The organism is Rhizomicrobium electricum (genome assembly GCF_011762045.1).
Taxonomy (GTDB): Bacteria; Pseudomonadota; Alphaproteobacteria; order Micropepsales; family Micropepsaceae; genus Rhizomicrobium; species Rhizomicrobium electricum.
This window is the reverse complement of sequence record NZ_JAASQS010000003.1, coordinates 339,456-350,955: the sequence shown is the minus strand read 5'-3', so window position 1 is coordinate 350,955 and position 11,500 is coordinate 339,456. Positions and strand designations below refer to the sequence as shown.

The 11,500-nt window shown below is 64.5% G+C and carries 12 protein-coding genes, 1 tRNA gene and 1 riboswitch; of the genes, 9 read left to right on the top strand and 4 right to left on the bottom strand.

The genetic code is table 11. From position 1 onward, the window contains the following. The first annotated feature begins 11 nt into the window (after positions 1-11). The 7 genes from FHS84_RS07225 (at position 12) to FHS84_RS07195 (ending at position 6,223) form a co-directional block, all read left to right on the top strand. Complete coding sequence (locus tag FHS84_RS07225; protein ID WP_166932393.1) at positions 12-887, top strand: ABC transporter substrate-binding protein; 876 nt, start codon at positions 12-14, stop codon at positions 885-887. After that, positions 859-1,043: riboswitch (cobalamin riboswitch) on the top strand. Its footprint overlaps the gene before it by 29 nt. A gap of 59 nt (positions 1,044-1,102) precedes the next feature. Then, a complete protein-coding gene (locus tag FHS84_RS07220; RefSeq protein ID WP_166932805.1) occupies positions 1,103-2,128 on the top strand; it encodes a FecCD family ABC transporter permease in 1,026 nt (341 codons plus the stop codon). Next, positions 2,125-2,880 carry an ABC transporter ATP-binding protein gene (locus FHS84_RS07215; protein ID WP_166932391.1) on the top strand — a complete coding sequence of 252 codons (756 nt, stop codon included), beginning with the start codon at positions 2,125-2,127 and terminating at the stop codon, positions 2,878-2,880. The genes FHS84_RS07220 and FHS84_RS07215 overlap by 4 nt, the downstream gene beginning before the upstream one ends. 50 nt (positions 2,881-2,930) lie before the next feature. Next, positions 2,931-3,347, top strand: a complete 417-nt coding sequence (locus FHS84_RS07210; protein ID WP_166932389.1) for a hypothetical protein — start codon at positions 2,931-2,933, stop codon at positions 3,345-3,347. Further along, entirely contained in the window at positions 3,344-4,324 is a 981-nt protein-coding gene (locus FHS84_RS07205; protein ID WP_166932387.1) for an oxidoreductase, read from the top strand. Before FHS84_RS07210 ends, FHS84_RS07205 begins: the two co-directional genes overlap by 4 nt. Further along, complete coding sequence (locus FHS84_RS07200) at positions 4,324-5,346, top strand: oxidoreductase (RefSeq protein ID WP_166932385.1); 1,023 nt, start codon at positions 4,324-4,326, stop codon at positions 5,344-5,346. Before FHS84_RS07205 ends, FHS84_RS07200 begins: the two co-directional genes overlap by 1 nt. Positions 5,347-5,785: 439 nt before the next feature. Continuing rightward, complete coding sequence (locus FHS84_RS07195; protein WP_166932383.1) at positions 5,786-6,223, top strand: helix-turn-helix domain-containing protein; 438 nt, start codon at positions 5,786-5,788, stop codon at positions 6,221-6,223. 76 nt (positions 6,224-6,299) lie between these two features. On the opposite strand, the gene FHS84_RS07190 is transcribed toward FHS84_RS07195, so the two are convergent. After that, positions 6,300-6,971: an SOS response-associated peptidase gene (locus tag FHS84_RS07190; RefSeq protein ID WP_279589286.1), complete on the bottom strand. Its 672-nt coding sequence runs from the start codon at positions 6,969-6,971 to the stop codon at positions 6,300-6,302. Between the two features lie 107 nt (positions 6,972-7,078). Continuing rightward, positions 7,079-7,155: transfer RNA gene (locus tag FHS84_RS07185), tRNA-Arg, on the bottom strand. A gap of 130 nt (positions 7,156-7,285) precedes the next feature. Between FHS84_RS07185 and FHS84_RS07180 the strand changes: the two genes are divergently transcribed. Both FHS84_RS07180 and FHS84_RS07175 read left to right on the top strand, forming a co-directional pair. Then, positions 7,286-7,771 (top strand): hypothetical protein, encoded by a 486-nt coding sequence (locus tag FHS84_RS07180; RefSeq protein WP_166932379.1) that lies wholly within the window; start codon positions 7,286-7,288, stop codon positions 7,769-7,771. Between the two features lie 13 nt (positions 7,772-7,784). After that, positions 7,785-8,417, top strand: a complete 633-nt coding sequence (locus tag FHS84_RS07175; protein WP_166932377.1) for a hypothetical protein — start codon at positions 7,785-7,787, stop codon at positions 8,415-8,417. A 6-nt stretch (positions 8,418-8,423) separates the two neighbouring features. On the opposite strand, the gene FHS84_RS07170 is transcribed toward FHS84_RS07175, so the two are convergent. Further along, positions 8,424-9,542 carry an extracellular solute-binding protein gene (locus tag FHS84_RS07170; protein ID WP_166932375.1) on the bottom strand — a complete coding sequence of 373 codons (1,119 nt, stop codon included), beginning with the start codon at positions 9,540-9,542 and terminating at the stop codon, positions 8,424-8,426. An 8-nt stretch (positions 9,543-9,550) separates the two neighbouring features. After that, the gene (locus tag FHS84_RS07165; protein ID WP_166932374.1) at positions 9,551-11,446 is read right to left on the bottom strand and encodes an AsmA family protein; all 1,896 of its coding nucleotides are present in this window, start codon (positions 11,444-11,446) and stop codon (positions 9,551-9,553) included. Positions 11,447-11,500 lie beyond the last annotated feature (54 nt).

Sequence of the window (11,500 nt, the reverse complement as noted above, 5' to 3'; positions counted from 1 at the left end):
GGAACGACAATATGCGCTGGCAAACAAAGTGGCTTGCGGCCGCCGCCTGTGCTGCGGCAAACCTGATTCTACCCGCTTTTGCGGCGCCGCCGGCGCACAGAATCGTGTCGACCTTCTTGTGCACCGACGAATACGTCTTCCGGCTGGTGCCGCGGGGCCGGATCGCGGCGCTTTCCTATGAGGCGGTGGATCGCAATCCCGTGGTGTCCACCATCGTCGATGCCGCTGCCGGAATGCCGGTGATCCGGCCCTCGACCGAGGCCGTGCTGGCCCGGAAACCCGATCTGGTGGTGATGTATGCCGGGACCAATCCCCGCCTGCATCTCAGTCTCAACCGGCTGGGTGTGCCGGTGCTGGACGTGCCGTGGGCCAATTCGCTCGCCGACGTGCGTGCCGTCACGAAAATGCTGGGCGAAAAGCTGGGGACACCCGATCGCGCTGCGGCTCTGCTGGCGGACATGGATCGCAAACTCGCTGCGGTCCGCCGTGACGCCCCGCGCCCGCCTGTCCGTACCATTCTTTACGAGCCGCAAGGCTATGCCACGGTGCAAGGCGTCACCGAGGAGGTGATGCAGATCGCCGGATTGGTTAACGCCGCCCCGCCAGCCCAATTAACGCGCAGCGGGCAGCTACCCGTAGAAGCTGTCATCGCCGCCGCCCCAGAGCTTCTGATCCTCGGCGGCGAGGAACGCAGCGGTTCGGCCCGCGCTTACGCCATCCTGCACCATCCCGCCTTCAAGGCGCTGCAGGGCAAAACTCATATGGAATTCGCCGGGTTGACGCCGCTCCTCTGCCCAGGCCCGTGGTCCCTCGATAGCGGCGCGCCGCTGGCGGAACTGGGGCGGAAGGCGCGGGCGCTTGCACCGCCGAAAGGGCGGCCGTACTAATCGCCTAGCGCACGGACATGGGAACGCGGGTGGAAATCCCGCGGCTGCCCCCGCAACTGTAGCGGCCCTAAGCGGACGGTCACTGCCCAAAGGGTGGGAAGGCCGCCGCAACCTCAGCCGCAGAGCCAGGAAACCTGCCGCGCGTGTCGTCCATCCGATGGCCGGGGTGCGCCGTGGGAAGCCGGAAGACCGGCGGCGGCGACAGAAAGGCCGTGATGGACGCGACGACCGTCTCGATTTTGCAGGAGCAGCGCTTCAGCCGCAGTGCGCGCTGGACACTGGCTCTTATCGTTGCCGCGCTGGTGTTCGCGCTGGCCTCGTTCCTGATCGGTCCGGCCGATTACGCCCCGCGTGAACTGCTGATGGGTTTGTTCACCGGCAAAGGCGCGGCCGGTGTGATCGCTCAGGAAATCCGGCTGCCACGCGCCGCGCTGGCGCTGATCGTCGGGGCGGCACTGGGCGGCAGCGGAGCGGCACTGCAAGGACTGTTCGCCAACCCGCTGGCCGAGCCGGGCGTGACCGGCGTGACCGCATGCGCCGGACTCGGCGCCGTGGTGGCGATGTATTTCGGCTTGGTCGCGCTCCATCCGCTGACCTTGCCGGTGTTCGCCATCGCCGGTGCGTTGATCGCCGCCGCGATCCTCTATGCCTTGTCGAAAAGCGGCGCAGGCGCCGTGGCCCTGGTGCTGGCAGGCGTTGCGATCGGCAGTTTCGCGACCGCACTGACCGCGCTTGCACTGTCGCTGGCGCGCAATCCCTACGCCATGAGCGAAATGGTGCTGTGGATGATGGGCTCGCTGAAAGATCGTACCCTCAACGATCTCAGCTATGCGTTGCCGCTGGTCGCGTGCGGGCTGGGGCTGCTTGCCACAACGGGGCGCGGTCTCGACGCCCTGACGCTCGGCGAAGAAGCGGCGCGTTCGCTCGGTATCGCGGTCGGGTCTTTGCGCGGACGTGTGGTGCTCGGCGTGGCGCTGGCGACCGGCGCGGCAACGGCAGCCGCCGGTGCAGTGAGTTTCGTCGGTTTGATGGTGCCGCATTTGCTGCGGCCGTTGTTCGGCTACCAGCCTTCGCGCCTGTTGGTACCCTCCATGATCGGCGGCGCCGCAATGGTGGCCGGTGCCGACGTTGCACTGCGCCTGATAACGCCCGATGGCCAGCTTCTGCTCGGTGTCATCACGGCGATGCTGGGTGCGCCGTTCTTCCTCTGGCTGATCCTCAAATTGAGGCGGCAGCCATGAGCGTGCGGTTCGATCAGGTCTCGGTTTCGTTCGGCCGCCGGGCCGCGCTGAATCGCGTTTCGGCATCACTGATGGCTGGCAGCGTGACCGGCATTGTCGGTCCCAACGGCGCCGGCAAAACGACGCTGTTACGCGCCGCCTTGGGTTTGCAGCCGCTCAGCCATGGCCATGTCGACGTGCTCGGCAAGGCATTGGCCGACTGGCCGCGCGAGGCATTGGCGCGCGCCATGGCGTATCTGCCGCAAGGCGGCGAGGCGCGCTGGCCGATGCCGGTCGAGGATGTTGTGCTGCTTGGCCGCCTGCCATATCGCGGTTTCGGTCCACCCGATCTGAAGGACCGTCTGGCCGCTGCCGACGCGCTGGCGCGCTGCGAGGCGCCGCATTTCGCCCGCCGCCGCATGGACGAGTTGTCGGCCGGCGAGCGCGCCCGCGTTCTATTTGCGCGGGCTCTGGCGACAGGAGCGGCGGTGCTGTTTGCCGACGAGCCCGCGGCGTATCTCGATCCCAGCCACCAGCTCAGGCTGATGGATCTCTTGCGCGAAGAGGCTCGCCGGGGCACCGCCGTCGCGGTCACGCTGCACGACCTGTCGCTCGCGGCACGTCATTGCGATCGCGTGCTGGTGCTCGAACAGGGTGCGCTCGCCGCCGATGGTCCGCCCGCGGAAGCCTTCGCCGACGCCACGCTGGCGCGTGTGTTCAAAATCGCGCGAGAGCCCGATTCGCTGCAGCTGGGAGCGTTCCGCCGCCTCTGAACTGCCACTTTCCGATAGGTAGACTTTCGAACCGGATCGGGGGGACACCCATGGCAAACGACAACGTGATGGTGCGCGGCCGGCGGCCGCTTTCGATTTGGATACTGAGCATCGGCAACGGATTGCTGGCGGTGTTCATGATCGCGACCAGCATCCTGGCCGAAGATCGCGGCTATTCGGGCGGGCAAGCGGCGTTCGTCGGCGTTACCGGCGTGCTCATCAGCCTGGCCGCGCATACGACGTGGTACGGCTACCGTTGGGGCCGCTTGGCGCTCCTGATCCTGCTGACCCTGTTCCTCGGTCTCTTGATCGTACAATCGGCGATGGTGATTTCCTGGGCCAACGAGGTCGGGTATCGCGCGTCGTCCGTCGATGCGGCCATGATGCGCGCCGGCTTGTCGCTTGTCTGGCTGGCGCTGAACTATATCTTCCTGTTCGGCAAACGAGCACGGATGTTCTTCGGATGACCCTCAATGTTGCGGTGATCGGATACGGTTTCGGCGGACGCGTGTTCCATGCCGAACCGGTGGCCCGGACTGACGGCATGGCGCTCAAGGCGATCGTCTCGCGCCGCAGCGAAGAGATTGCCCGCGATCATCCCGGCGTGCGCGCGGTCGACGATCCCGAAGCCGTGTTTGCCGATCCCGCGATCGATCTCATCGCGATTTCGACGCCCAACACCAGCCATTTCGATCTCTGCGCACGGGCGCTCGAAGCGGGCAAGCACGTGGTGGTGGACAAGCCATTCACGGTGACCGGCGACGAGGCGCGCGAACTGAAGCGGCGCGCAGAGGCATCGGGCAAACTCCTCACCGTGTTCCATAACTTCCGCTGGTACGCCGACTACCTGGTGGTCAAGCAACTGATCGCCGGCGGCGTTCTGGGCGAGATCGCCTATTTCGAATCCCATTTTGACCGCTGGGCACCGCACGTTCCCGACGCTTGGCGCGAGAAACCCGGTCCGGGTTCGGGCACATGGTGGGATCTGGCGCCCCATCTCCTCGATCAGGTGCTGCAACTGTTCGGTAAGCCGATGGCCATTACCTGCGATCAGGCGATCCAGCGGCCCGGCGGCGGTGCGGCCGATTTCTTCCACGCGACGCTGCGCTACGAGAAACTGCGTGTGGTGCTGACGAGCTGTTTTCTCGCGCCCGAACAGGAACTGCGGTTCGTCGTACACGGCTCCAAAGCCAGCTTCGTCAAATACGGCATCAACACACGCGAGGGCGTTGATCCAAGGCCCGGCACGTTGGTGTATCCCGACGGCTCCGGGCAGCAGGCGCCCGCGGGAACCGCCGACGGGCGTGGTTTCTACATGGCTGTGCGCGATGCGATCCTGGGGCGGGCGCCGCAACCGGTGACGCTCGACGACGCGATCCTGGTGATGGACGTGCTTGAAGCCGGCGATCTCAGCGCCGCCGAACGCCGCGAAGTGAGGCTTTGATGATCCGCGTTGCCGTGATCGGCTACGGACTGGCAGGGCGCGTGTTCCACGCACCGCTGGTCGCCGCCACCGAAGGACTCGAACTCGCCGCCATCGTGTCGAGCCGCAAGGACGAGATTGCCGCCGCTTGGCCAACGGTTCGCATTGCCGCCGATCCGGAAGAAGTGTTCGCCGATCCTTCGATCGATCTCGCCGTGGTGGCGACCCCGAACGACTCTCATTTCGATCTGGCGGCGCGAGCGCTCGCTGCCGCCAAACATGTCGTGATCGACAAGCCTTTTGCGCTGACTTCGGCCCAAGCGAAAGACCTGATCGAAAGGGCGCGCGGCCGGCTGCTCACCGTCTTCCATAACCGGCGCTGGGATGGCGATTTCCTGACGATCAAGAAGCTCAGGGAAAACGGCACACTCGGCGAGATCGCTTATCTGGAGTCGCGCTTCGATCTTTACCGGCCGGTGGTTCAGGACCGTTGGCGCGAACGCTCCGGTCTCGCGACCGGCATCTGGTACGATCTCGGCGCCCACCTTCTGGATCAGGCGCTGCAATTGTTCGGCCGTCCCCTCGGCATCTTCGCCGATCTCGCCGCGCGCCGCCCCGGTGCTCAGACTACGGATTATTTCCACGTCGTGCTGCGCTACCCGACGACCCGCGTCGTGCTCGCGGGCGACAATCTGGCGCCGACCGATCTGCGATTTGTCGCGCACGGCACAAGAGCGAGTTTCATCAAGCGCGGTCTCGATCCGCAACAGGCCCATCTTTCGAATGGCCTTACGCCCCGCGATGCCGCGTACGGCCGCGAAGTTGTTCCGGCGCGATTGGTATTGCCTGATGGGTGCGCGCGCGACGTTACGGTAGAACGTGGAGACTACGGCGCATTTTACGCCAATGTACGCGATGCGTTGCATGGGGTTGCCCCGCTCGCCGTCACGCCGGCGGAAGCACATTCAGTAATGGAACTTCTCGAAACCGGAGAGGAAAGCGCCCGCGCGGCGCGAGAGTTGCCGCTGGTACCATTGCGATAACTGTGCGTCTCAGCGTCACATTTCCGTGTGTCTAGATGATAATTTCACCCATTGGTGGAAATTGTCGGTCGCCCTCCGTTCCCGTATACGGGGACTAGAAGCCCGCGATTGGTGTGTCGCCTGGATGTAGATGCGATTCTATCCGCGCATTTCTCGTCTGCGGTGTAGATTTGGATGCTTGGCATTCTCAACGGACCCATGCTTTCGCTGTCAACGGAACGTTGTCGCCTGCTGGCGCATTTCCTACCCGAAATTCGCGTAGACTCCTTAGAAGACTCCTAGTGAGCGACTCGTCATAGAGTGCCTGAAGAAATCCCATGCTCCGCGGCGATATCGATGGATATCCGACGATTTCATTTGTCCTCGGGAGTTGCCGTATGACGCAGCCGGATTATCTTGGGACGCCTCCCACGAGGTGTTCTCGTTTCTGAGAAAAAGAATGAACTGCGCACAGAAGAATGAGCTCACAATGAAATCCTCACAGGGGTCAGGATCGGCAGACAGGCGGAAGCGTTCGCGCGTGTTGGATGCCGAGGTAGGACAATCCATCCGGCAACACCGCAAGAACGCGAAAATGACGTTGCAAGGCTTGGCTGATCGTCTCGGTATCGCCTACCAGCAGGTGCAGAAATACGAAACCGGCGTGAACCGCGTCGGCGCGGGCCGGCTGATGGAAATCGCCGAAATCCTCGGCGTTCCGGTTGCAAGCTTTTTCGAGACGTCCCACGGGGCTCTCGAAGAGGCCAACGCTGATGCCGACACCGATGCTGCCATGCAGCGACAGATGATCGTCGCTTTCTCGCGCATCAAGGATCCGCAGAAGCGCAAGACCGCGCTCGCTTATGTCAAGTCGCTAACGGAACCTGACACGCCCTGATCAGAAACGGGACCGCCGCTTGCGTCGCGCGTGCAGATCACGCCGACACAGGGACGGCCCGCCAAGGGCTCCAGGATTAGAACAAGCTTGGTTGGCCGTCGTCCTTTTTGCGGGACGGCGGCTTTTCCGCGCGTCTCATATCGAGGCCGCGGTCCGAGGGCTTGAGCAACGCCTTCACCTCTTCCAGAGGCGCTTGCGTTTCACCCAGCCATAGCGGCCAGTCGGCGGCATCGATCAGCGCCGGCATCCGGTCGGTGATCGTGGCGATGAGATCGTTCGGCGGCACGGTGACCATGGCGAAGCTGAAGGGCGTTCCGCTCAGCGGTCCGGGTTGGCTGTTGCTTGGGGGCTCCCACACCACCGCAATGCCAACCGGAGCGCCATCTTGCGGCGTCAAAACGTACTGCTCGGTCTTGGTCGGGGTTACTTCGCGGCCCTCGTTGAACGTGGTTACCGCGACGATGCCCCGGCGCGCGGCGAAGGCGGCCCGGAAGGTCGGCTTCACGTCGATGGTTTCCGCGCGGGCGTGGATGATCGGTTTGGCGGCCGATGGGCCTCTGGCGCCGGCTGGCACCAAGCCCCAACGCATGCGCACGGTCCGGCGGCGGCCTTGGTCATCAAGCACGATCACCGAGGCAAATCGCATCGGCGTGACCGTTTCCATGGAGCCCGTTTTGGCGGAGAGGAGCAGGTCCGAGATTTCGACCATCTCGCTCCAGGTCAGCATCTGAGTAAATTTTCCGCACATGAGCGAAGCTTTCCGGAATGGCTTGCGGAGCCGTAGCTCGCTGCAACGAGCCCGCCGTCGCCAAGTGGCTTCGGCGCGGCGCCTTCTCTCGCTTCGCGAGCGTAGGCTGGTGACCCCGGCGTGACTCGAACACGCGGCCCTCAGTTTAGGAAACTGATGCTCTATCCTGCTGAGCTACGGGGTCATCCGGCGGAAATTGCCCGTTCATCCCTCCAAGTGCAAGAGTCTGTGGCAGCTAGGCCTTTGGCGACCAGCCGCGGTTTGCGCCGGCGCGGCGGGGGCGATAACCTGCATAGGATGTGCGGGAGAGGGCGATGATCCGGTTTTGGGCAAGATTGGCCGTGGGCGTGGCGGCGATTGTGGCGTTGGCCCCCGCCGGGCATGCCGACGTGTGGTCGGATCTGCAGGCCTGCCGCAAGCTCGGCGATGCCGAGCGCCTTGCCTGTTTCGACCGGGTTTTGGCCCAGCATGATACGGCCGCGGCTCCGGTTGCGACGCGCCCCGAGGCTCCTGCAGCGGTCAAGCCGACCTTCGGCGAAGACCGCCTGCCGCAAAGCGAGACGGCGGCGAAAGAGCCCGAATCGATGGTCGCCAAGGTGGCATCGGTGCGCTGGAACGCCTTCAAGCACTTCACTGTGACGCTCGACAATGGCCAGGTGTGGCGTCAGCTCGATTCCGATACGGTGACCGCCGATCTCGCCGCGGCCGCCACGGTCAAGATTACCCGCGGGTTCCTCAGCAGCTATAGCCTCTCGATCGAGGGCGCTTGGGGTACCTTCAAGGTCAAACGGATCAAATGAACGGAGAGGGATGATGCGAAGCCTGTTAACGGGCCTTATGGCTGCCGTCGCCATGACGGCCGTGGCCGGAGCGGCGCCGAATCTGGAGTTCTCGATCGGCATCTGCGCGGCCAAAACCAACGCCAAGGAACGCCTGGCCTGCTACGACGCCATCGCCCAGCGCCTCCGTGCCGGAGAGGTTTCCGCGTCGGCCGCCGCACCTGCACCGGTGGCTGCTGCGCCCGCACCGGTTGCTCCGCCGGTGGCTGCCGCACCTGCGCCGGTGGCGGCACCCGCCCCAGTGGCCGCACCGGCTCCCGCGCCTGGGACCGCCGCTGCGCCCTCCGCGCCGGTAGCCACGCAGCCGCAACAGCCTGAGTCCCAGTTCGGCGCCGAATACATCAAGAAAGAAAACCGGGAGGTGGCCGGCCAGCCCGCTCCGCTTGACGAAATCCATGGTGCGATCGCGAAGCTCGCCTTCTCGCTCACCGGGCGGGCGATCATCACCTTGGACAACGGCCAGGTCTGGCGGCAGGTCGAAGGCGACACCGATCGTTTCAAAGGCAAGGAAGGCGATAAAGCCACGATCGCGCGCGCATTCCTCGGCAGCTACAGCCTGACCGTCGACGGCCGCAACCAGCTCATCAAGGTGCAGCGCGTCCGCTGATCCCGCTCAACGTGGGTCGGATTTCGTCAGCCACTCATTCCAGAATACGGCGACGTCGGCTCCGTGCAGCCGCCACCAGCTGTCGTCGACCTGGAACGCGGTGGCGAAGTGGGCCGTCGGCAGATAGGGCTTCATGTCAAAGCCGAGTTCCGGATGTTTGCCGACATAGGCGAGGGCGCTGCGGCGGGCCGGGCCGTAGGCGATCCAGCTCGTCATCTTGCCGAGGACCGGCGCGTTGGTGGCATAACGCACGAAGTCCATGGCGCGCTTGGCCTTGGGGTTGCCGCGCGGAATGCCGAACACTTCCGACTGATATAGCTGGCGGTCCCAGATGATCGTCATCTTGGGTGCGGCGGGCGTGTCTTTTTCGGCGTCGAAAATCGCCCAGTTGGGCAGCGACGCCATAACCGCGCGTCCGTCCTTGAGCATCGCCGTCGCATCGGCCGGGTTGTCGTACCAGACGAGATTGCCGCGCAGGGTGTCGAGCTTCTTCAAGGCCCGCGCCACGCCTTGCGGGCTGGATAGCACCTCGTAAACGTCTTTCGGCACCACGCCATCGGCGAGCAGGGCCATTTCGACGGTCAGCTTGGCGCTAGCGCGCGGCAGCGCCCGCTTGCCGGGATAGCGCTGGACATCGAAGAAATCGGCGAGCGTTGCGGGGGCCTTGTCGCCGAATTTGACTGGCGCAACCGCAACCACCTGGCTGTAGATCGCGCTTGCGACCCAGCACGGGCCGATGGCGCCGGGCACGAAATCTTTCTCGGCCGGCGTGCCGTTGGGGGCGGCGGGAAGGGCAGAGGCGTCGATCTTTTCCAACAGGCCCGACTGGCAGGCAGCCACCGCATCGGGCAGTTCCATATCGACGACATCCCAGTCGAAATGGCGGCTTGCCACTTGCTGCGTCAGCTCCTTGGTGCCGCCATTGTAGGAGGTGAACAGGGCGTCGACGCCGCTCGCCATGCCGAACGGCACGATCTGCGCCGAGCGCTGGGCGTGGCCGTAATCGCCTTCCCATGTAGCGACGCTGAGGACGGGCTTGGTTCGGGTCAGATTGAGAACCGCATAATAACCGCCCGCCAGCACCACTGCGGCGCCGATCAATGCCACAACACCCCACGTCTTCATGTCATGCCTCAGTGAATGCCGAACATGTCCTTGAGCTGATCGCCCACATTCTTCTTACCGCTTTGCTGGTTTTTGTCACGACCCTCTCCGAGCAGGCCGCCCAACGCCGAACCGCCGTTTTTCAGGCTGTCCATCATGCCGCCCACTATGCCGGCGACATCGGGACCGTAATGCAGTTTGTCCCAGCTTCCGGTGATGAGGAACGGCACGCCGATGGCGTAGCCACCGAGGCCTGCCTCGGGACGTACGCGCATGGCAATCGTGCGGTTGCCGACATCGATGGCGCCTTGACCGTTCATTTGCACTACCGGGCCGGCGACGTGGAAGTCGCGGGTCGTCATCACGCCGTTACCAATCGAGAAGCTGGCGCCCATGTCGTGGAACGAGGTCGAGGCCGCATCGCTCGTGGCGCCGCCGAGCGCGGTTTGCACCGAACGCGCCACCGCGCCGAGATCGACCCCTTTGAAGCGGCCGTTGGCGCCCCTGATGGCCCCTTTGCCCGACAGCGAATGCAGGATCGCGTTGGGACTCGCGCCGGCCATGGCGATGTCGAGATTGAGCGCGCCGGTGCCCACGATGGTGCTGAGGCCGAGCGCGTCCGTGAGGAACGGCTTCAACTGCACACCGGAGAATTGCAGCGTGTTGGCAAACCGCGGCACGGTCCCGCGCGCGTCGATCGTCAGTTCCGCTTTGCCGCCGCCGCCATAGAGCGCGATTTGGTCGAGGAAGGTTTGGAGAAGGCCGTCCTGGGTTTCGATGCGCAACACCGTGCGGCCGAGGTGCAGGCCTTGCACCCTGAGCGCGCCCGTCGTCAGCGCCAACCGGCCGTTGAACTCCTTGATCAGGGCGACGCTGATCGGCTTCTTGCTCCAGCCGTTCTCTTTGGGAGCACTTGGCTCGTGGCGGCCGCCAAAGAGATAGGGATTGAGGTCAAGATGATCGACGGTGAGTGCACCGTCGAGCACGGGCACGGTTGCCCGCGAGTCGACCGCCAATCGGCCGCTCATGGTCTGGCCGTCGAGAACGATCTTGAGCCCATCGAACGTCGTTACCTTGTCCTTATTCTCGATCCTGGCCGCCAGCGCCAGCTTGCCGAGGCCGCCCACCGGAAGCTTGGTGCCGTACCATGCTGCCAGATCGCGGAAGTTGGAGGTTTCGAGCTTGATGTCGCCGGTGGTAGTGCCGTCGGGGGTCATGATGCCTTTGACGGCCGCGTGCATCAGGTCGGCGTCGGCCTTGATGTCGAAATGCGTTGTGCCCGAACCAAGGAATGTCTGCAGCGTAGCGAGGTATGCTGAAAACGTCAGTTTCCGGCCGGCATAGGTCATATCGCCGTCGGCCGTGACCGGTTTGTCGGCGGTGGTGATGCCGACCGTGACGTTGACGTGCTCCAAGGCCCGATGCGTGTTGGTCTTGGCGTTGTCGTAGGTCACCCGGCCGTCGCTGACCTCGATGCCGGAAAGCTCGGTGCCGGACGGCAGCGTGAGCGTGCCTTTCTTCTTTTTGCTTCCGGCGCTCTCCTTGCCGAATTTCCAGTTGGGGTTGCCGGCCCTGTCGACTTCAAGCGCGATCGTCGGCTTGTCGAGCACGATCTTGTCGAGCGCGATCCGCCCGGTGAGGAGCGGCAGCACCTTGACCGACAGGTCGATATCGCCGACCGACACCATCACCGAGGCCCGTCCGCCGGGTACGTTGGCCAGCGTCACTTCCTTCGCCCGGACGCCTAGCGGGAAGAGAGTCACCCGCAACGGCCCGTCGATCTTGAAGGCGCGGCCCGTGGCCTCGGCGGCGGCGGATTCGATCCGGCCGCGGTAGGTGTCGACCGGAATGATGAACGGGGCGGCGACCACCAGGATCGCCACGGCGCCAACTCCGATCAGGCTATTGCGCAGGATCTTATTCATCGTTTTCGTCCCCCAAGACTTGGGTGGATCATAGCCCGGCCGGGCGGGGGCGCT